Genomic DNA, 20,447 nt, shown 5'->3' with positions numbered 1-20,447 from the left:
GTTTAGTAGGAAGGATTTTTTGAATTCTTTTTCTAACATTTTCTAAAGCCCATGAAACTTGCCTTATGAAATGATACCTATCAACAATATGGATGGAATCTTTAAAGAACTTGTTCTTAACAGACTTAAAAGTATTAGACATATCACTTACAAAAAACTAACTCCTTGCTTCTCCTTTTTAGGAATCCTTTTAAAATAGCTAAACAAATAGTTCTTATCCCTAGTAGGTAAAATATCAATGATAGAATGCTTATCACCATTAAGAAGGGAAGTTTGATACTTAATATTTCCACTATCACCTTTAAATTCACTTGTGCCCTATGGGTATCTATACAGAGAACTTCAGAGAGCTTAGTCCTCGAAACACTTAAATATTTTAAAATTCTAATAACAGTATTAGAAGAAACATTGTACCTTTTAGCAATAGAAGAGATAGAATACACTTCATTAAATTCAGCTACAATAGCAAAAACAAGTCTATTAGTAATAGAGTGTCCCTTAGCGATAAAATCAAGATTTCTTTCAAAACGACAACCACAAGACTTACAATCATATCTAGTCTTCTTTAAATGAATGATAGAATTCTTCCCTCTAATATGAGTATCCCTAATTTTTTGAATTCTATGATCATGAACCCATACCTTTTTAGAACCACAGTGAGGACAAGTATCCATCTTTTCAACAGAAGCATGAATATAAACAAACTTATTATCATCATCAAAACTATTAAAAATTATATCTTTAAATCCCAACAAATTAGTGTTATTATTATTTTGCACTTATATGCACCTCCTTGCTTTCTTGTTGGTATTTTAAGTTTAGGACTAAATGCGTATAAGTGCAATTTTTTTTGCATAAAAATATCTGTTAGAGATTTTACTCCCCAACAGATATTTTAGAGACAGTTAAAATTATCCTTTTATATTTGACCGATAGCTTTCAATATGATCTGTGCTATAATAGCAGATCCTACGTAAGTTCCAATCATAACAAAAATTGCAAGTACAAAAATTCGCCAGCCTGTTTTTTTAAGTGTACCTAGATTTTTTCCAGTATATATTCCGGCATAAGCTAATATAGGTGTACATAATGCTAGGAAATCCACTTTACTTGTAAATTCATAGATTTTATCTGCAAAGGGAAAGCCAGGGATTGTCATAATTGTTGCAATAGTAACAATATATGCAACTGCAGGAATTCTTATGCGAATAATTTTTGAGAGAAGTATTCCAACAAATGCGATGCAAATAAGGATTATCATTCCAGGAAGAGCTTCAATAGGACTTACTTTTGGTCCTACAAAATTCCCAACTAATGTAATTCCAGCCGTTATAAGAAGAACGACAAACACTTTTTTTAAGCTCATTTTTGAACCTCCTTTTCTGCATCTATATATTTTGGTGGAAGTGGGTCTTGTCCATATTTTATCTTGTACATCTTTTTATATAAAAATTCTGCAAAAGGCAGAGAAATTAATATTGACATATAAAGTCCATCAAGACCAGAAAGCAAGTTTGACGCAGCTCCAAATGCCTTTATTTTTTCTTCCATATTTGGGAAAAGTTCTGAAAGTGATCCAACTGAAGCTGTCATCATAGAAGCAGAACCAACGCCAGATGCCATTGCAAGAGAATATGGGTGGAGTGAAGTTGAAGTTGCAAGGATTGATGCCATAAGACCTATAAAAATAGTTCCAAACACAGTTCCTACAAGATATACACCTAAAACTCCTTCTCCTTCTTGAGAATCTAGACCAAATCTTTCTGCAATAAGAGCTACATTTGGTTCTCTAGCAATTGAGTGAGCTCCGCCTATGGCTTCTCTCTTGAGGCCAAGAAGAATTGCAATAGGTACTCCTAAAACTACTGTCCCAACATTTCCAAATTCTTGCAAAATAAGAGCAGGCGAAGCCTTGATTATATCATAAAAAGATGGGCCAATTGTTGTTCCATATTTTGCCATAAGCAACATAAGAGTTATAGAAATAAGGTTTCCAGATTCCTCAATTTCATTTTGACCCGCAATTTTTACCTTGCTTAAAGTTGTAATAGTGCCGAGTATAAGTGCATAAAGCATAGGAAGAAGTACCACAGTTCCTACACCTATTTTAAATGAATGCTTTCCTATGAGTTCTGAAATAATTACAAGGACTAAAACAATAAAATGAAGTTTTTTACTTTTAAACATTTTTACCTCCTAAAAAATCAAGTGCTGCTTTTACAAAAATTGAAGTTCCAATATAGAACTTACTCTCATCAACATCAAATTTTGGATTATGATGTGGGTAAAATTTTCCGTCAGGATAAATTTTAGGGTTTGAAAGACTGAAATAAGTTCCCTTTGCTTCTTTTAAAAAATAAGCAACATCATCTCCTCCAAGGGAAGGTCTATCTAGATATTCAACTACTTCTTCTCCAAATAGTTCCTTTGCAGAATTTGCAACAAAATTAGTAAACTCATTATCATTTATAACTGCTGGATATTTAAAATCATATTCCACATCAGCTCTCATATTATAAGCTTTGGCAATATTAGTAGAAATTTCATTTACATATCTTTTTATATCATTTCTTACTTTTTCATCAAAAGTCCTAACAGTTCCCTCTATAAAGACTTCGTCGGGAATAATATTTTGGGTAAACCCTCCGTGAATTTGACATACTGAAAGGAGTGCTTGGTCTAGTGGGTTAATCATTCTACTAACTATTTTCTGAAGAGAATTTACAATTTCACAGATACAAGGGATTGGATCTGCGCCTAAATGCGGAGTAGCACCATGGGTTCCACGGCCTATTATAGTAACCTTGAATCTATCCATAGCAGCCATCATTGGACCAGCCTTCACACCAATATGACCAGGACTTACAGGAAATAAAATCCCATTATGAAGGCCAACAATTCCGTCTACCTTTGGATTATCCATGCAACCTTCTTCAATCATAGGAAGAGCTCCGCCGGGATATTCTTCTCCAGGTTGAAAAAATACCTTAACACATCCATCAAAAAGATCTTTATGTTCGTTTAAAATTATTGCAGCACCAAGTGCCATAGCGGTATGTGCATCATGACCACAAGCGTGCATACATCCATTTTCAGATGCAAATGGAAGCCCAGTTTCCTCTTGTATAGGAAGAGCATCAGCATCAGCTCTTATGGCAAGGCATTTTCCAGGATTTTTTCCTTCAATAATTGCAACAGTGGCATTTCCATCCATGAGTGAAAAATAAGAAATTCCGTAACTCTCTAGGACATCTCTAATGTATGCCATAGTCATTGGAAGTTCATTTTGAAGCTCTGGAATTTTGTGAAGATCATGCCTAAAACCTATAATTTTACTTTCAATTCTTTTTACTTCTTCTATAATATTCATTTTTTTACCTCCCATTTTATTATAACATTTTAGTGTAATGTTAAGATAGCATAATAATAGTTATTATATCAAAATTTTATTTAATTTCTTTATTTATTAGATTTTAGTAAATCTAAGCCCATTCCTATAAATAATTTTTTCGACATTGCTATAAAAGAAGAATTATGTACTTTAAGCTCATTAGTTAGACTTTGATAATACAGCTATACTGTTAGATTCAAGTTTGCTATTTTTTTATAAAAAACTGACCTCATTAAGTTAGTTTTTAAGGTCTAACTTTTGAGGTCAAGCTTAGTGTTTTTGTTTTTATCTTAAGAATATAAAAGCAACTGGGACTGCAAATATTATTGATAAGAGAGTTCTTTCAAACCAAATTATTACTATATCTTTAACAGAAATATTTATATCTGTTGAGAGCAAACATGGTATTGATGCTGAGAAGAAAAGAACTGTGGATACACTTGTAACAGCTATAATGAATTTTGTAACTAAGGGACTTTCAACAACTAATAGTGATGGTAAAAACATTTCTGCAAGTCCTATTGCAGCAGCTTTTGATGCAAGCATAGCTTCTGGTATTTGGAGCAATCTAACAAAAGGATAGAAAATGTAAGCAAGGTAGTCAAATATTGGTGTAAAAGTTGCAATTGATATACCAATTAATCCAACTGATAAAATAGATGACATTACAGAAGTTGACATCTTAATACCTTCACCTAAAAAGGCTTCTTTTATATTGATATAAAGAGGCTTTGCATTTTGTGCTGTTTCTATAGCGTCATTCCATGCTCCTTTTAAGATTTTCTTTCTCTTAGGTGGATCTACTGGACTTTCGCCAGTTAAATATTTATTTTCAATTTTGTTTAGAGGGTAGATTCGTGCAGTTACTGCTGTAACTAAAAATGTAATTACAAAAGTTGTCCAAAAGTATAGGTTCCAGTGGTCTGAAAGGTTTAAAGTATTTGAAATTATTAGTAGAAAGGCAACAGAAACTGTGGAAAAACCAGTCGCAATGATTGCTGCCTCTCTTTTTGTGTATACATTTTTGTTGTAAAGTTCATTTGTTACAAGCATTGCTAAGGAGTAGCCACCTGTAAAGGATACTACTGCGTCGATAGCAGATTTGCCAGGTGTTCTCCAAATTGGTCTCATTATTGGTTCCATAAATACTGCAACAAATTCCATTAGTCCATAATTAATTACAAAAGTAAGAAGGATTAAGGCAACCGGAATAATTAACCCAATAGGTACAACTAGAGAATTAAAAAGGAAAGGTATCATATCTTTTTCTAACAATCTTTCTGGACCAAAATTAAAAACTGCCATTAGTCCAACAAAAATACCTAGAAATTTGAAAGTTGAAAAAATAAATTCTACTTTAGATTTCTTGAAGCCACCTGTAAAGAAAGGAGCAAGTCCGCCCCAAAAAACTATGGCAAGTGTGTAGTAGGGAAGTATTGGACCAAGAAGGAATCGAAAGAGTTTAGTCAAGTGGTCAATAAGGACTGCATTGTTTCCGTTAATTGTTATTGGAACAAAATAACTAAATATTCCAATAAAAGAAAAGACTACAAATCTAAAAGTTGCTTGTTTTTTTGAAATTTTTACATTATTCATTTTGTTTCTCCTTTAAATAATTAATTGTAAGATAGGCTGTTAGACTTAAGCTTATCTTAAATACATCTTCATCAACTCTAAATTTTGGATTATGTTGGGGAGCATAATTTCCAGCGCCGATAGAAATATAACAAGCTGGTACAAGTTGAGAATAAAAACCAAAGTCTTCCGCTGCAAGTATAGGATTTTTCACTTCGTAGACATTTAATATTTTTTCGCTGTAATTGCATTTAAAATCATCGGCTAATGACGCAAAGTATTCTGTAAAATTTTTATCATTTATAACAGCAGGGTATCCATCAATGAATTTGATTTTTGAAGAAGCACCCATTGCCCTACAATGGTTATTTACAATTTTTTCTATTCTATCTTTAATCTCATTTTTTGACTTTAGGCTTGTAGCTCTAATCATTCCAGAAAGTTTTACTCCATCTGCAATAATATTTTCCGCTTTTCCACCACAAAATGTTCCTATTGTAATAGTTGCATTGTCAAAGGGACTTATAAATTTTGAAATTATTGTATTAATAGAAGTAACTATATTAGATCCAACTAGGATTGCATCAATACCTTCTTGAGGTTTTGCACTGTGAGAGCTCTTGCCTATAATTTCAATCTCAAAAAAATCTGTGTATGCAGTTTGTTCTCCAAAACCATAGGAAATATTGCCAATAGCTTCTGGAACTGTATGAAGACCAAATATTGCATCAACCTTTGGATTTTCTAGGGCACCATCTTCAATCATATACTTTCCACCTGCTCCAGTTTCTTCAGCGGGTTGAAAAATTAATTTTACTTTACCTGAAAATTCATTTTTTAATTCATTTAGTATAAATGCAGCTCCAAGTAGATTAGCCGCATGGACATCATGACCACAAGCATGCATTTTATTTTTTACAGTTGATTTGAATTCTAAGTTAGTATCTTCATCAATAGGGAGAGCATCTAATTCGCTCCTAAGTGCTAAAGTTTTTCCTGGCTTTCCAGAATCAATTACAGCCACTATACCTGTTTTAGCCATTTCTTTTATATCTGTTATGCCTAAAGACTCCAAGGACTTTTTTATAAGTTTTGAAGTTTCAAATTCTTCAAATCCCAATTCTGGATTTTTATGTATTTTTCTTCTAATTGAAATGACTTGGTCTATATACTTATCCCTAACCAATAATACCTTTTTTAGTAAATCATTCATTGTATCACTCCTTTAAAGCAATTATAAAAGCTTATAGCTACTATAATGTCAACAATAAAAATCCCCTGGATTAGAATTCCAGGGGTAAATGTTTATTGGACTAATATTTGTATTTCAGTAATATAATCCTTTGGATCTAAGGATAGTTTAATGTCGATAAGAGCAAGTTCAATTGAGAAACTCTTTATTGTTAAGCAATTTTCTTTTATAAAGGAAATTAATTTTTCGTAGCTTTTTCCAATGGTATCATAGTTTCCTTTATGGTAGATGGAAGCATAGGTACCCTTTGGAAATTCGATTAATTTGTCCCAAGATGATTCATACTGTAGCATAAATATTCCGCTGTAAGTTGAATAATTTTTATCTAACAAGTCTTCGTAGGATACAATTGTACCGAGATTTCTCACATCAAGTTCAGGTCTTTTTATTTTTTCAATATAAATATCCTTAATTAAATATTCTATATTTTCTGAGATGTTTTTGTGAGTAAACTTTTTATTAAGAAGATAAGCTCTTCTAGAATCAATGATTTTTATTTTAGGATACTTAATCTCATCACTTATGAAGGATGTATTTATATCAACAAGAGTTGATTTGATGGACTTATTTAAATCATCTAGTTCTTTAATTTTATCTTCTATTTTTTGTTTTCTAATTTCTAGAATTTTATAAAGATATCTTAATTCTTTTTTATCCTTGTATTCCTTTATACTTTTTAAGCTGACTCCAATATTTTTTAAATATAAAATTGTTCTAAGTTCTTGGAACTGACTTGAAGAGTAGACTCTGTAATTATTGCCTTCTCTGTAAAGTGGCGAAAATAATTTTATTTGGTCGTAATATCTAAGGGTTTGTGTAGATATATTGAAAATTTTAGACAATTCACCAATAGAGTAATTCATATTGCACCTACTTATAAGAAATTAATTGTATTTTTATTTTTTATTTTTACATCACGAAAAAATAATGTAGAAATTCTTGATGTTATTTTCTTTGTAATTTTAAGAGTTATATTTAAAATCCACATTTTAGATATTTTTGAACTAAAATTAACAAAAAAATTATTCCACTTAAATTTTTAAATAGCAAATAGACTTTTTCTTAATTGGAGTAATTTTCATCTTCGACATCTCATATGTATTATATCAGGTCAACTTCTTAGTTTCAGAAGTTTTTATTTTAATACTTTGTATGCTAAAATAAGGTTATGGAGGATTTATGAGTATATATAAAGGACTTAATAAATATAAAATTAGAATAATAGTTGTCATTTTGCTTACTTTTGGCAATGCTCTAGGGGAACTTTTTTTGCCAAGACTTATGAGTCTTGTAATTGACAAGGGCGTGGCTTATGGCGACACAAGTTATGTGCTAAAAATTGGTGCAGTCATGATTTTTGTTGTGATACTTACTGTTATGTGTAGAGCGTCTGCTGCCTATCATTCTTCAAAAACTACTATGGCTTTTTCACGCGACCTTAGATACAAACTTTTTAAAAAGATAAATTATCTCAGCTTTGATGATGTTGAACACTTTTCAATTTCATCACTTATCACAAGGACAACAGACGATGTAAATCAAGTTGAGCAAATGGTTTTAATGGGACTTAGACCACTAATCAGAGGTCCACTTATGTTTATTGGTGGACTTATTATGGCGCTTTCTACAAATGTGAAGCTTTCAATTGTGTTTCCCATTACTATTCCCTTTATTGCAATTGGAATCTTTTATGTTTTTAAACTAGGTCTTCCATATTTTCCAATATTGCAAAAAAGGCTTGACAGGTTAAATGAACTTTTTAGAAGAAGACTTACAGGTCTTAGAGTTATAAGAGCTTTTTCTAAGGACGAATATGAAGAAAATATTTTTGAAAATGCAAATAAATCTTATCAAGAGATGGCGGCTAAGGTAAATAAACTTCTTGTAAATGTTAGACCAATGCTTGGCACTATTTTAAATTTTGGAATTATTTTTGTGTTGTTTTTTGGTGCAAAATTAATTGACATTAGAAATTTAGGAATTGGTGAACTCATGGCTTTTATTCAGTATATTACACAAGTTTTATCCGCCATGATTATGATGAGTTTTCTATTAACGCTTTTGCCTAGAACTTTTGCCTCTATGGAGAGGATCAACGAAGTTTTGGATTATAATTCTACAAAAACTGGCGGCGAAAAAAATTTATCAGGTGAAATTTATGAGATTGAGGCAAAAAATTTGTCTTTTTCCTATCCCGATGCAAATTTAAAAGTTTTAAAGAATATAAATTTTAAGGTGAAAAGGGGCGAGACTCTCGGTATAATTGGCGGAACAGGTTCTGGAAAGTCAACTCTTTTAAGACTTTTGCTTCAATTTTATGAACCGGGCGATGGCGAACTTTTTATAAATGGAATAGACATTAAGAGCTTAAATAATTATGGAGTTAGGGATAAAATTTCATATGTGCCACAGGAAAATTTCTTTTTCTCAAAAACTGTTGCAGAAAATTTATCTTATGCAAAGGAAAATGCTGAAAAAGAAAAAATGCTCGCGGCAATAAAAAATTCTGATGCAGAGGAATTTTTGGGCGAAGACCCGTTGAATAAGGAAATTGCAAGAGGTGGAAAAAATCTTTCTGGTGGACAGCGACAGAGACTTGCAATAGCAAGAGCTCTTACTCGCGATGCGTCAATCTATATTTTTGACGACTCCTTTTCTGCGCTAGATTATAAAACTGATTATGAACTTAGACAAACTTTAAAGAAAAATTTAAGGGATAAAATTGTAATAGTAGTTGCACAAAGAGTTGCTACTATTTTAAATGCAGACAAAATTTTGGTATTGGAAGATGGAGAAGAGGTAGGCTATGGAAATCACAATATCTTAATGGAAACAAATGAAGTTTACAGAGAAATTGCGACTAGTCAGGGGCAAGCTTATGAAGAAAAATAACACAATTTTAAGAATAACTTCATATTTGAAAAATTATAAGGGCTTTTTATTTCTAGCTATTTTTCTAACTATTGGATCTTCTATTTTTGAAATAATTTCACCTAAATTAATGGGAAACATAACTACGCGAATTTTTGAAAATTTGAAAATGAATACAGCTATAGAATTCGATTATGTAATAAAAATTTGCATAATTATGGCTGCTGTCTATTTATTTCAAGGGGCCTTTGAATTTTTTAGGGGCAGGATTTTAGTTGACGTTACACAGGATTTAATAGCAAAATTTAGACGGGAAATTTCTGAAAAAGTTAAGTATATCCCAACATCATATTACGACAAAAATAAAACTGGCGACCTTTTATCTAGGATGACCAATGATGTTGAGACTCTTGGTAAGAATTTGCAACAGACGATTTCTTCAGTTTTATCTTCTATAGTTTTAATTATAGGAATTTTGGCTGTAATGATAAAAATTTCGCCAATTTTAACTTTGGTATTTTTATTTACTCTTCCCATGACTTATTTTTCTACAAAATTTATTTCTAGCAAATCTCAAGGATATTTTAGGAGAAAGTCAAGGGGCATAGGCTCTATGGTGAGTTTTGTCGAAGAAAACTTTTCTGGTTCTGAACTCATTAAGGCTTTTAATTATGAAAGCAGGGCTGAGAAGGAATTTTTAGAGATAAACGAAAATCTCTATGAAGTAAGTTATCGTGCATCTTTTATGACTGGCATTATGCTCCCTATTATGACTTTTATTTCAAATATTGGATATGTAATGCTTTCAATAGTTGGCGGGCTTTTAGTGCTATCTGGTAAGTTATTTGTGGGAGATATTCAAGCTGTGATTCAATATGTAAGAAGGCTTGCAAATCCCATTGAACAACTTGCGGAGATGGCGTCAATTTTTCAAGCATCTATTGCAGCTGCTGAAAGGGTTTTTGAATTTTTAGATCAAGAAGTTGAAGTTGAAATTGTAAAGGATGAAATAAAAAAACCTGTTGAGGACATTGAATTTAAAAATGTATATTTTTCCTACGATAAGGAGAAACCTGTAATAAACAATCTTAACCTAAAGGTTGAAAAAAATAGAACTGTCGCCATAGTGGGTTCTACTGGTGCAGGAAAGACTACTATTGTAAATCTTCTAATGAGGTTTTATGATATTGATAAGGGAAGTATTAAAATAAATGGAAAGGATATAAGAGATGTTTCAAGGGAAAACTTGCGCTCTCTTTTTGGAATGGTTCTTCAAGATTCGTGGTTGTTTCACGGAACAATTTATGAAAATATTTTGTATGGACGAGAGTATGCCACGCGAGATGAAGTTATTGATGCAGCAAAGAAGGCTTATTGTCACTCTTTTATCGAGAAACTGCCAAAGGGTTACGACACAGTTTTAAATGAAGAAGCGACAAATATTTCTCAAGGACAGCGACAACTTCTTACAATAGCAAGGGCTCTTTTGTCTGACCCGGAAATTTTAATTTTAGACGAGGCAACTTCATCTGTTGACACGAGAACAGAGGCGCTAATTCAAAAGGCGATGAAGAATCTTCTACACCATAGGACAAACTTTGTAATTGCACATAGATTATCGACAATTGTAAATTCAGATTTAATTTTAGTTTTAGACAAGGGAGATATTGTTGAAAAGGGTAGTCACAGTGATTTAATTGCAAAGGATGGAGTTTATGCAGAATTATACAATTCACAATTTAAGGACTAGGAGGTCATTATGAAAGATTTTATTTTTAATGTTAGTACGAAAATTCTTTTTGGAAAGGACCAAATGAAAAATTTGGCAAAGGAGATTAAAAATTATGGAAGCAGAGTTCTACTTTCCTATGGAGGAGGCTCTATTAAAAGAAGTGGACTTTACGACCAAATAATAAAAATTTTTGAAGAAAACAATATTTTCTATAAAGAACTTTCCGGCATAGAACCAAACCCAAGAGTTGAGTCAGCAAGAGAAGGCGTAAAAATCCTTAAAGAAAATAACTTGGATTTTATCTTGGCAGTTGGCGGTGGCTCTGTAATTGATTTATCAAAATTAGTTTCAGGGGCTGTATTTTTAGATTGCGACCCATGGGATATTGTGATCAGAAAGGCAAAAATTGAAAAGGCTCTCCCTATTGGCACTATTCTTACAATTGCGGCAACTGGTTCTGAAATGGATGCTGGTGGAGTTATTACAAATCCCGAAACTAAACAAAAACTTGCATTTGGGTCACCTTACACTCTTCCAAAATTTTCAATTTTAAATCCAGAAATAACTTATACAGTTAATGCAAAGCACACAGCTGCAGGTATCGCTGACATAATGAGTCACACAATGGAAAATTATTTCACATTAAAGGATGGCGCTTATATGCAAAATAGACTTGCTGAGGGAATTTTAAAGACTTGTATTCACTATGGACCAATAGCCATGGCAGAGCCAGAAAATTATGAAGCAAGAGCAAATATTATGTGGGCATCAAGTTGGGCGATAAATGGACTTTTATCAACTGGAAAATCTACACCTTGGTCAGTTCATCCAATGGAACACGAACTTTCTGCTTTTTATGATATTACTCACGGCATTGGACTTGCAATTTTGACACCAAGATTTTTAAATTACATTTTAAATGAAGACACAGTTGATATGATTAGAGATTTTGGGGTAAATGTCTTTGGAGTAAAGCCAAGCGACGACAAATTTAACGATGCAAAAAAAGCCATTGCTAAGATTCATGAATTTTTTGAACAAGACATGAATATTCCAATGACACTTGGCGAAGTGGGAATTGATGATAAAAAATTAGAAGAGATGGCGGAAGCAGCAGCAAGACACGCTGGTGGTTCAATAAAAGGTGTTGTTGAACTTAAAAAAGATGACATCTTAGAAATTTATAAAGCCTCACTTTAATTTGAATAAAAAGAAAATACAAATAAAAAAGAGCTATGATTTTTGTTTTCATAGCTCTTTAAAATTAAATTATGCTTCTACTGAATTTTCCCATAGTCCGTGGATATTGCAGTAGCTTAATGCGTAAACTTCTCCGCCCTTATTAGTTTTAACAGCAGTTTCAACACAAGGAACTGTAAAAATTTCGCCTTCGCCGTGAGCTTTAAATTCGTAAGAACCAACTTCAATTGGGAATTTTTCTCCTTCTGGTTTGAAGAATACTTTAATCCATGCAATGTGGTGTTCTAAAGTATTAGGATGTTCGATTTCTTCTCCAACAATAGCCTTAATCTTTAAAAGACCATCAGCCTTTTCTACGTGGATTACAGGAACGTGTTTTTCAGATTTAAAATCAGCAGTTTGTATTGTTTCAGTTAATTTCATTTTTATTACCCCCAAATTATATTTTTTTACTACATATAAATTAGTACCCTTTTTAAATTAATTAACTCATTAATTTTAAATAAAGAAAAAATTTTTTATATCTAGTATAATAAATGAGAGGTGTTAAATGGAAAAAATAAAATTAATCGCCACGACAAATATGGGCCTCGAAGCAGTTACTAAAAGAGAGTTAATTGACTTAGGCTACGAGGACTTAAAAGTTAGTGATGGAAAAATTGAAATAAATTGTGAACTAAAGGACATTGCAATTTTAAATTTAAAACTCAGGACGGCAGAGAGAGTTTTATTTTTAATTGATTCCTTTAGAGCAGAAACCTTTGAAGAACTTTTTGACAAGGTTTTTGAAATAAGATGGTGGGACTACATCGCTAAAGACGACAATTTTATCATTCAGGGAAGAAGTAGAAAGTCAAAATTATTTTCTATTTCCGATTGTCAAAGAATTACTGAAAAGGCAATAATCGAAAAATTAAAGATGAAATATAAAATATCTTGGTTTGAAAAAAGTGGTCCAAGAGTAAAAATTGAAGTTTCATTATTAAATGATATTGCAGAAATTACAATGGACACATCAGGCGATGGACTTCACAAGAGAGGTTATAGAGAAGTAAATTACAAAGCGCCACTTTCAGAAACTATTGCAGCAAGTCTTGTAAAATTAACCTTTTGGAACAAAGATAGAATTTTATCAGACCCCTTCTGTGGTTCAGGTACAATTCCAATTGAAGCTGCGATGATAGAAAAAAACATTGCGCCAGGACTTATGAGAAAATTTGACTTTGAAAATTTTGTATTTTTTGACCCAGATATATTTAAAGAAGAAAAGAAAAAATGTTACTCAGAAATAAAGTACGATGTAAAATTGGAAATTTTAGCTTCAGATGTATCTTATAAGGCAATTCAAATTGCAAAATCAAATGCAGAAATACTTGGACTTGATGAAGATATATCCTTTTTCCAAAAAGACATAAGAGATATTGACTTGCCAGACGATTATGGCGTAATAATAACCAATCCACCCTATGGAGAGAGAATTGGAAAAGAAGATGTGGAGGAGCTAAACAGTGAATTAGGTGAACTTGCAAAAACATTAAAGACTTGGTCCTTTTATATAATAACTGCAAATGAAAATTTTGAAAAAAATTTTGGCAGAAAAGCAGACAGAAATAGAAAATTATATAATGGTAGAATTAAAACTTATTATTACCAATATTATGGACCAAAGCCAAAAAGATAATTGTTTACTTAGTTTTAATTTGCTATACTGTAAACAATAATAGGGTGGTGAATATGGAAAATTATTTAGCTGAAGAAAGAAGTGACGACAAGGTTGACTTTCAAGTTCTAAATGCCATTGCAGACTTAGTGCGAGTTTTGGATTATAACGAAAAAGTGGTCTTTGTAAATAAGGCGATGGAGGACTTGCTTGGTTATGATAGCGACAAAAAAGTTTGTATTTTGGGCGAAGATCTCTTTGATCCAGAGATAACTAGGCGTGCACTTTTAAGCGGCGAAGTTATCCAAAGAGAAGAAAATATTGGCGGCATGGTTTTTTCTGTAAAATGTTCACCCATTACTAATAAAAAGGGAGAAATCCTAGGTGTAGTTGAAGTTTTTAGAAATGTAACTATGGCACGAAAGCTTCAAAAGGAAATTATCGAGAAAAACAGATTTATGACTAGCGAAACTATGGCAGCATCACTTATTCAGCGAACAGTTTTGCCAGAAAAGGGATTTATAAAAAATCTAAAGGTAAATTATATTTACAAACCATCCACTATTTTAAGCGGCGATATGTTTGACGTATTTGAAATTGACGATGAAAACATAGCAGTTTACATAGCTGATTCCGTTGGTCACGGTTTTGCCGCATCCATGGTAACAATGTTTATAAAATCTATGATAAGAACTTTAGACAAATTGACACTACTATCCCCTAAAAAAACATTAACAGAACTTTGTACAAGGTTCACCAGCCTTAGACTTGAGATAGAAAATTATTTTACTTGTTTCTATGGAGTTTACAACACAAAAAAGAAGAGAATTATTTTTTCCAACGCAGGTCATTTGCCTCTGCCAATAATGGTTCGTGATAGAGGATATATGAATTTAGAATCCAAGGGTTACCCTATCTCTAGATTTTTTGCAAAGCCAAATTATGAAGAAAAAGAGGTAAAACTTTATTCAGGCGATTACATTTTATTTATGACAGATGGAGTTGTGGAGGCTAGAAATTCAAAAAAAGAATCCTTTGGCTACGATAGAATTCACAATATTATTTTAGAAAATAACAGAGATGTGCTAGAAGTTTTAGACAGCGAGCTAGAGGAATTTAACGACGGAGAACAAACTGACGACATTTCCATGTTACTTATAAATGTTTGGTAAAATTTAATAAAAAAAGCTCACCAAATGATGAGCTAAGATTATGCACTATATTCAGGCAAATTTTCTTTTAGAGAAATTTTTGCCTGATTTTTTATTGCAGTTGAAAACAACATTATCAAGACCAAATAAACAATAGCTATAAATTTAAAAACAATTATTGAGCCTAAATTTTTAAAAATCAAATAAAATATAAAAGAATTAATAGCTATTACAGCCATGCTAAGTATTCCAAAAATAAATACTGTGAAATTTTTCTTAACAGCTTCTTGCGGATTTTCCCAATTGAGTTTAGGATATTTTATCCCAAAGAAAATTCCAAAGACTGAAGAAGCATAGGAGCCTAATGCGGCGCCAATTAACATTGACAAAATATATAGTGCATTAAATTTTGCAAGATATGATAAAAATATTATTATGGGAAGAGCTGATGCAAATTGAAAAATAGTTGAACCTAAAAGTCTTCCACTTACTTGATCCTCGTAGGATATTGGAAGTGTCTGCATAATATAAATATTTTTGCCCTCTCGAGTGATGCTTGTCAAAGATAGTGGCGTCATAAAAGCTGCGTAGAAAAATACAGCCAGCATAAAGGCAAAAAATAAATTAATTTTGTCAAAGCCATAATTTTCTATGTTGTCGAAGAAATTTTGAATAGTACTTATATTTTCCATTCTCTTAAAAATAGAAAATAATATTAAAATTGGAAGCATAAAGGAAGATGCAGCCAAATTAAAAAAGTAAACTGGCGTCTTTAAAACATTGATGACGTCTTTTTTTGCCAATGAAAGTACAATTGATGTATTTTTATTTTCTCTACTATGCCATACCCTTGAACTTTGTATATTTGTTTTTAAAACTCCGGCAATCATTATCTTTGATAGTGGAAAACTAAGCGCATACAAAATTATTGTCATTGCAATAAGTATAAAAAAGCTTAGAAAAAATGCGGGCAAATCACTCATTCCGTAAACTTTGTTCAATAAATGAACCTGTGGAAAGAATAGTTTTATAAAATGCAATAAATTATTTTCATTAATTATATTTGAATTTTCTGATCTAGTCATAATTTGTGGCAATAAGGTTGTACAAATAATTATTATGGAACCAAGGGCTTGCAACAAATTTTTTAAACCACCAACACCTGCGAAAGCCCTCATAAATAAAATTAAGATAATAGACAAAATTAAAATAGTGAAAATAATATTTGATAAATTCAAAAAGATAATTGAAAAAAATTTAAAAAAACTTAAATTCGCAAATCTTATTAAAGGAAAAACCATTGGAACAAAAATTATAAAGCTAATAACCAAGGAAGGAATTACAGAGCCCAAAATTTTTGAAAGATAAATATTATTTCGCCTAATTGGAAGGGGAAGAAGTATTTCCACATCTTTGGAATAATAAATTTTAGAGATAATATTTGCACTAGTAAAAATTATTACTCCAATGGAAACAAATCCAAAAAATGCCATTAGCACTGTATTTGACTCGCCATTTTTAGACATAGGGATTATTAAAGCAAGAATAAGCACAAAATATAAAAATCCAAGGTAGACAAATAAAAGTGCCAGTCCAAATATTGCCAAAGCTTTAAAAGAACCACCATTTTTTGATGGCTTTTTAAGAGGAGCAATGAGATTTAAGTAGATATCTTTTTTTAAAAGAGTTTTTAATTCTAAAAATTTGTCCATAAAATCACTCCGTAAGTTCCAAGAATATTTTTTCAAGACTTCCGCTATCTTTAGCAGCAGCCCTAATCTCTTCGAGAGTTCCCTCTGCAATTAATTTGCCCTTGTTTATAATTGCAATTTCATCACACATTTTTTCTGCAACTTCCATGACATGAGTAGAGAAGAAAACTGTGCCACCCTTTTCAGCAAATTCTCTCATAATATTTTTTAGTCTAAAGGAACTTTTTGCATCAAGTCCCACCATAGGTTCATCTAAAATTAAAAGTTTTGGCTCGTGAATAAGCGCACCAATTAAAACTATTTTTTGCCTCATTCCATGTGAGAGTGCGGAAATTGTTGCGTCTAAATTTTCCTCCATCTCAAAAATTTCTGCGTATTTTTTTATGTTTTCATTTCTCTTTTCTAGACTAAGGTTAAAGACATCGGCTATAAAATTTATATACTGTCTTGCAGTCATATTGTCGTAGATGTCGGGATTATCTGGGACGTAGGCAAAAAGTTTTTTTGAACCAATGGGATCTTCTAGAGTGTCAATGCCGTCAATTTTAATTTTTCCTTGATCCTGTTTTAACATGCCAACTATCATTTTAATTGTAGTAGTTTTGCCAGCGCCATTTGGACCTAAGAAACCATAGACTACACCATTAGGCACTTCTAAGTTTAGATTATCAACTGCAACCTTTGTTGCAAAATATTTCTTTAAATTTTCTATTTTAATCATTTTGCCTCCTTGCCTTTCTATCTTGAAAATTAATCTCCAAATTTAAATCAATATTATAATAAATTTATTGCAGTGTCAATTCTATTTTGAAAATAATCTAAATAGTCCTACGAAATAATTAAAAAATTTAACACTAAGCTAAATGAATAAGATTGATACTAGATAAAAATTATTATTTAGAAAAATAATAATTTATGCAGGAATAATATTTTCAAAATAATAGAAAAGGACCATGTATAAAAGATAAATATAATAAAGCCTTTGACTTTAGTTAAATTACTTGGTAATATAATAAAAAACAAAGTGAATTACATAAAACTTTTATGTTGATATTGGGGTGCGTTGTTTAATGAATAAAAAAGAAAAAAGTATTAGGATATTAAAACTTTTATTATTAGCTAATATATTGAGAATACCCTTAGCATTTATAAAAAGGGCTATTGAAATTAAAATTCATTCTCCTTTATTTACGGGGATAAGCTCATCCTTAATAATAACAATAAATATAATAGTAGTTTTAATAGCTGTTATTACAGCATTTGCAGAAGACTAAATATATTTACAAGAGTACAAGTATTTTGCGACTTGTACTCTTTTTAAATCTTCTATTTTAATCATATTGCCCATTGCCTTTATATATTCAAAATTTAATCAAAATTATAATAAATTTATTGCAGAGTGAATTATATTTTTAAAATAATCTAAGAAATTGAAATAGGAATAATTTATTAATTTATTCAAGCAATGTTACAAAATTATTAAATTTATTAAAATTTCATAAATTGGTAAAAATTTTTATTGACATTGGGTATAATAGCATTAAAGAAAATGTTTTTATATCATTTTAATTTATAACGAGGAGGAGAGTTTATGAAAAATAAGAAAGTGCTTAGTCTATTACTTGCAGGAGTAATGGTTACGGCAATTCCATTTAATGTATTTGCAGATACTGCAAATACTGAAGAGGGACAAGCAGGACCGAATATAGAAACAACAGTGCCTGCTGAAGAACCTGAAAAACTTGAAGTTAGTGAAGAAAAAGCTCCTGAAGCATTAAAAGCACCAGAGGGAGAATCTTTTACAGTTACTTTTAATTCAAATGAAGGAAGTGCAGTAGAAAATAAAACCATTAAAAGTGGAGGGACAATAGAGGAATCACCAACTACAACAAGAGAAGGCTATATTTTTAAGGGTTGGTACGATGGAGATACAGAAGTAAAATTCCCTTATACAGTTAATGATAACAAAACTTTAACAGCAAAATGGGCAGAAAAATTTACTGTTACTTTTAATTCAGATGGCGGAAGTGCAGTAACTTCTCAGATTGTTGAAAGTGGACAAAAAGCAAATGAACCAACAGCACCAACAAGAGAAGGCTATACTTTTAAAGGTTGGTATAATGGAACTACTAAATTTGATTTCAACACTGCTATTACAGAAAATAAAACTTTAACAGCAAAATGGGATGAAAAAGTTGTACCAGTTACAAAAGTTCTTTCTATCTCTGAAAGATATTATGACAATGGAAGATTTTACGGCAAGGTAACTGCAGATGGAGATGCAGTAAAGGGTGCCACTGTTAAATTATATGATTATGACGGAGACTACACAGGAAAATCTGATGTAACAGATGCCAATGGTTATTTCGATATCTATGTAGGCGATTACTATTATGGATATTATGATGATGATTATTATTATGACAGTGCAAAAGATAAATACTATTACTATGATTCCTATGGATATAAACAATATATAAACTATAATCCATACAGATATTGGAATGGCAGATACTATGATGGCAAATATTACAATGGAAGATATTATGGTGGATATCTTCTAGCAACTGATGATAATTACCAAACATCTTCTAAATATTATCTAAATGACGGAAGATATAGGGACGGATATTACAGAGATTATAGATATTATAGCAAATACGACAAAAAAGTTTATCCAACAGATATTTCAAGAACAAATTATTCAACTAGTGGATATCTAAAGGGATATAGCAAGGGAACTGTATATGTATATGACGACGGAACTTATCTTGGCAGCGATGTAATTGATTCAAAGGGTTACTTTAAAGTAACTTGGAATAGTCCATATATTTCTACTGGAAGAACTTTAGACTATTATGTAAATGGAACTTACAAAGCAGACAATGGATATTCAATTATTCCAACTGTTAACGCAGTTTCAGCTGGAGCAAAATATGTAAGAGGTAATGCAGGATTTAATGCAAGTGTAACTGTATACGATGCAAGTGGCAACACACTTGGAAGTACAACTGCAGGAAACACTGGAATATACAATGTAGTTTTAAATAGAGCATTAATAGCAGGAGAAACTATTAAAGTTGAATCTAAAGAAGCTGGCAAAGTTTCAAGAAGCACTGAATATAAAGTTGGCGGAGTAGCAGCTGTTTCCACAGAAAAAGTTAACCAACCTTCATATATCGCAGGTTTCCCAGATGGAACATTTAAACCATCTAAGGAAGTTACAAGAGCTGAAGCCGTTAGAATGTTTGTTAAACTTGTAAATAATGGAGCAGAACTTCCAAATAATCCAAAGACAAGTTTTAAAGACGCAAACAATGCATGGTACTCAGATGAAATCAACTACGCAGTTTCTAAGGGATTTATCAAAGGTTATTCTGATAACACATTTAAACCAAATCAAGCAATCACAAGAGCAGAATTTGCACAAATGATTTCTGTATTTGTTAAAGACGGTTATCCAGGAACTGGATCATTTAAAGACGTAAAAGGTCACTGGGCATCTGATGCAATCAATGAACTTTACGGAAACAAAAACATCAAAGGTTACTCTGATGGAACATTTAAACCAGATCAAAAACTTACAAGAGCAGAAGCTGTAACAATTTTAAACTCTGTATTTGGCAGAAATACTAAATCAACTTCTTTCACAAATGTTAGTGAAAGCGGATTAAAGAAATTTACAGATGTACCAAAGAGCCACTGGGCATATTATGAAATCCTAGATGCTTCTAATGGACACAATGCAGCTAAAACTGAAAGCTCAGACGAAGTAAGTGTATGGCAATAAGTTAAAACTTAATTTAAAACTTAATAATAAAGCGGCAGGAAATATCTTGCCGCTCTTTTTTTGTCTTAATTATATTTAGCTAGATAATACAAAGTTAAATTTAATTATTTTAT

At 31.5% G+C, this 20,447-nt stretch carries 18 protein-coding genes; 7 read left to right on the top strand and 11 right to left on the bottom strand.

Annotated features, from left to right (window positions below):
* The 8 genes from ACQRC6_RS09010 to ACQRC6_RS08975 all read right to left on the bottom strand — a co-directional run.
* Positions 1-142: transposase (locus ACQRC6_RS09010; protein ID WP_427848625.1), on the bottom strand; the 142-nt coding region annotated here is incomplete at its 3' end.
* 1 nt (position 143) lies between these two features.
* Positions 144-779, bottom strand: a complete 636-nt coding sequence (locus ACQRC6_RS09005) for a transposase family protein (protein WP_427848624.1) — start codon at positions 777-779, stop codon at positions 144-146.
* A gap of 140 nt (positions 780-919) precedes the next feature.
* On the bottom strand, positions 920-1,366 hold the full coding sequence (locus ACQRC6_RS09000; RefSeq protein ID WP_427848623.1) for a DUF340 domain-containing protein: 447 nt from the start codon (positions 1,364-1,366) through the stop codon (positions 920-922).
* A complete protein-coding gene (locus ACQRC6_RS08995; protein WP_320850564.1) occupies positions 1,363-2,187 on the bottom strand; it encodes a DUF3100 domain-containing protein in 825 nt (274 codons plus the stop codon). The genes ACQRC6_RS09000 and ACQRC6_RS08995 overlap by 4 nt, the downstream gene beginning before the upstream one ends.
* Positions 2,180-3,370, bottom strand: a complete 1,191-nt coding sequence (locus tag ACQRC6_RS08990) for a M20 metallopeptidase family protein (RefSeq protein ID WP_427848622.1) — start codon at positions 3,368-3,370, stop codon at positions 2,180-2,182. The genes ACQRC6_RS08995 and ACQRC6_RS08990 overlap by 8 nt, the downstream gene beginning before the upstream one ends.
* 306 nt (positions 3,371-3,676) lie before the next feature.
* Positions 3,677-4,987 (bottom strand): YjiH family protein, encoded by a 1,311-nt coding sequence (locus tag ACQRC6_RS08985; RefSeq protein WP_427848621.1) that lies wholly within the window; start codon positions 4,985-4,987, stop codon positions 3,677-3,679.
* Positions 4,980-6,179 carry a M20 metallopeptidase family protein gene (locus tag ACQRC6_RS08980; RefSeq protein ID WP_427848620.1) on the bottom strand — a complete coding sequence of 400 codons (1,200 nt, stop codon included), beginning with the start codon at positions 6,177-6,179 and terminating at the stop codon, positions 4,980-4,982. Before ACQRC6_RS08980 ends, ACQRC6_RS08985 begins: the two co-directional genes overlap by 8 nt.
* 92 nt (positions 6,180-6,271) lie before the next feature.
* Positions 6,272-7,081 carry a MerR family transcriptional regulator gene (locus ACQRC6_RS08975; RefSeq protein WP_427848619.1) on the bottom strand — a complete coding sequence of 270 codons (810 nt, stop codon included), beginning with the start codon at positions 7,079-7,081 and terminating at the stop codon, positions 6,272-6,274.
* Positions 7,082-7,397: 316 nt separating this feature from the next.
* Here ACQRC6_RS08975 and ACQRC6_RS08970 point away from each other — a divergent pair, with 316 nt between their 5' ends.
* From ACQRC6_RS08970 to ACQRC6_RS08960, 3 genes are read left to right on the top strand one after another with little or no spacing between them, the layout of a single operon-like run.
* Positions 7,398-9,110 (top strand): ABC transporter ATP-binding protein, encoded by a 1,713-nt coding sequence (locus tag ACQRC6_RS08970; protein ID WP_427848618.1) that lies wholly within the window; start codon positions 7,398-7,400, stop codon positions 9,108-9,110.
* Positions 9,097-10,839 (top strand): ABC transporter ATP-binding protein, encoded by a 1,743-nt coding sequence (locus ACQRC6_RS08965; protein WP_427848617.1) that lies wholly within the window; start codon positions 9,097-9,099, stop codon positions 10,837-10,839. The genes ACQRC6_RS08970 and ACQRC6_RS08965 overlap by 14 nt, the downstream gene beginning before the upstream one ends.
* 9 nt (positions 10,840-10,848) lie before the next feature.
* Positions 10,849-12,021: an iron-containing alcohol dehydrogenase gene (locus ACQRC6_RS08960; RefSeq protein WP_427848616.1), complete on the top strand. Its 1,173-nt coding sequence runs from the start codon at positions 10,849-10,851 to the stop codon at positions 12,019-12,021.
* Positions 12,022-12,090: 69 nt separating this feature from the next.
* Here ACQRC6_RS08960 and ACQRC6_RS08955 read toward each other — a convergent pair whose 3' ends face one another.
* Positions 12,091-12,444: a class II SORL domain-containing protein gene (locus tag ACQRC6_RS08955; protein ID WP_427848615.1), complete on the bottom strand. Its 354-nt coding sequence runs from the start codon at positions 12,442-12,444 to the stop codon at positions 12,091-12,093.
* Between the two features lie 127 nt (positions 12,445-12,571).
* Here ACQRC6_RS08955 and ACQRC6_RS08950 point away from each other — a divergent pair, with 127 nt between their 5' ends.
* Both ACQRC6_RS08950 and ACQRC6_RS08945 read left to right on the top strand, forming a co-directional pair.
* Positions 12,572-13,702 carry a THUMP domain-containing class I SAM-dependent RNA methyltransferase gene (locus tag ACQRC6_RS08950; RefSeq protein ID WP_427848614.1) on the top strand — a complete coding sequence of 377 codons (1,131 nt, stop codon included), beginning with the start codon at positions 12,572-12,574 and terminating at the stop codon, positions 13,700-13,702.
* 53 nt (positions 13,703-13,755) lie between these two features.
* Positions 13,756-14,853, top strand: coding sequence for a SpoIIE family protein phosphatase (locus ACQRC6_RS08945; RefSeq protein WP_427848613.1), 1,098 nt, complete (start codon positions 13,756-13,758; stop codon positions 14,851-14,853).
* Positions 14,854-14,891: 38 nt separating this feature from the next.
* Here ACQRC6_RS08945 and ACQRC6_RS08940 read toward each other — a convergent pair whose 3' ends face one another.
* On the bottom strand, positions 14,892-16,544 hold the full coding sequence (locus ACQRC6_RS08940; RefSeq protein ID WP_427848612.1) for a hypothetical protein: 1,653 nt from the start codon (positions 16,542-16,544) through the stop codon (positions 14,892-14,894).
* Positions 16,545-16,548: 4 nt separating this feature from the next.
* Positions 16,549-17,265: an ABC transporter ATP-binding protein gene (locus ACQRC6_RS08935; RefSeq protein ID WP_427848611.1), complete on the bottom strand. Its 717-nt coding sequence runs from the start codon at positions 17,263-17,265 to the stop codon at positions 16,549-16,551.
* 349 nt (positions 17,266-17,614) lie between these two features.
* Between ACQRC6_RS08935 and ACQRC6_RS08930 the strand changes: the two genes are divergently transcribed.
* Entirely contained in the window at positions 17,615-17,818 is a 204-nt protein-coding gene (locus tag ACQRC6_RS08930) for a hypothetical protein (protein ID WP_427848610.1), read from the top strand.
* A 317-nt stretch (positions 17,819-18,135) separates the two neighbouring features.
* Positions 18,136-20,334 carry an S-layer homology domain-containing protein gene (locus ACQRC6_RS08925; RefSeq protein WP_427848609.1) on the top strand — a complete coding sequence of 733 codons (2,199 nt, stop codon included), beginning with the start codon at positions 18,136-18,138 and terminating at the stop codon, positions 20,332-20,334.
* Positions 20,335-20,447 lie beyond the last annotated feature (113 nt).

This window comes from Peptoniphilus sp. SGI.035 (genome assembly GCF_050315115.1).
Classification (GTDB): domain Bacteria; phylum Bacillota; class Clostridia; order Tissierellales; family Peptoniphilaceae; genus Peptoniphilus_A.
This window is presented reverse-complemented; position numbering and strand designations above follow the sequence as displayed.

Bases quoted from the DNA above. Each gene is read 5' to 3' on its own strand.
- ACQRC6_RS08945 (WP_427848613.1), top strand. From the start codon at position 13,756: ATGGAAAATTATTTAGCTGAAGAAAGAAGTGACGACAAGGTTGACTTT.
- ACQRC6_RS08995 (WP_320850564.1), bottom strand. From the start codon at position 2,187: ATGTTTAAAAGTAAAAAACTTCATTTTATTGTTTTAGTCCTTGTAATT.
- ACQRC6_RS08930 (WP_427848610.1), top strand. From the start codon at position 17,615: ATGAATAAAAAAGAAAAAAGTATTAGGATATTAAAACTTTTATTATTA.
- ACQRC6_RS08990 (WP_427848622.1), bottom strand. From the start codon at position 3,370: ATGAATATTATAGAAGAAGTAAAAAGAATTGAAAGTAAAATTATAGGT.
- ACQRC6_RS08975 (WP_427848619.1), bottom strand. From the start codon at position 7,081: ATGAATTACTCTATTGGTGAATTGTCTAAAATTTTCAATATATCTACA.
- ACQRC6_RS08935 (WP_427848611.1), bottom strand. From the start codon at position 17,265: ATGATTAAAATAGAAAATTTAAAGAAATATTTTGCAACAAAGGTTGCA.
- ACQRC6_RS08950 (WP_427848614.1), top strand. From the start codon at position 12,572: ATGGAAAAAATAAAATTAATCGCCACGACAAATATGGGCCTCGAAGCA.
- ACQRC6_RS08985 (WP_427848621.1), bottom strand. From the start codon at position 4,987: ATGAATAATGTAAAAATTTCAAAAAAACAAGCAACTTTTAGATTTGTA.
- ACQRC6_RS08960 (WP_427848616.1), top strand. From the start codon at position 10,849: ATGAAAGATTTTATTTTTAATGTTAGTACGAAAATTCTTTTTGGAAAG.
- ACQRC6_RS08965 (WP_427848617.1), top strand. From the start codon at position 9,097: ATGAAGAAAAATAACACAATTTTAAGAATAACTTCATATTTGAAAAAT.
- ACQRC6_RS08980 (WP_427848620.1), bottom strand. From the start codon at position 6,179: ATGAATGATTTACTAAAAAAGGTATTATTGGTTAGGGATAAGTATATA.
- ACQRC6_RS08940 (WP_427848612.1), bottom strand. From the start codon at position 16,544: ATGGACAAATTTTTAGAATTAAAAACTCTTTTAAAAAAAGATATCTAC.
- ACQRC6_RS09000 (WP_427848623.1), bottom strand. From the start codon at position 1,366: ATGAGCTTAAAAAAAGTGTTTGTCGTTCTTCTTATAACGGCTGGAATT.
- ACQRC6_RS08955 (WP_427848615.1), bottom strand. From the start codon at position 12,444: ATGAAATTAACTGAAACAATACAAACTGCTGATTTTAAATCTGAAAAA.
- ACQRC6_RS08925 (WP_427848609.1), top strand. From the start codon at position 18,136: ATGAAAAATAAGAAAGTGCTTAGTCTATTACTTGCAGGAGTAATGGTT.
- ACQRC6_RS08970 (WP_427848618.1), top strand. From the start codon at position 7,398: ATGAGTATATATAAAGGACTTAATAAATATAAAATTAGAATAATAGTT.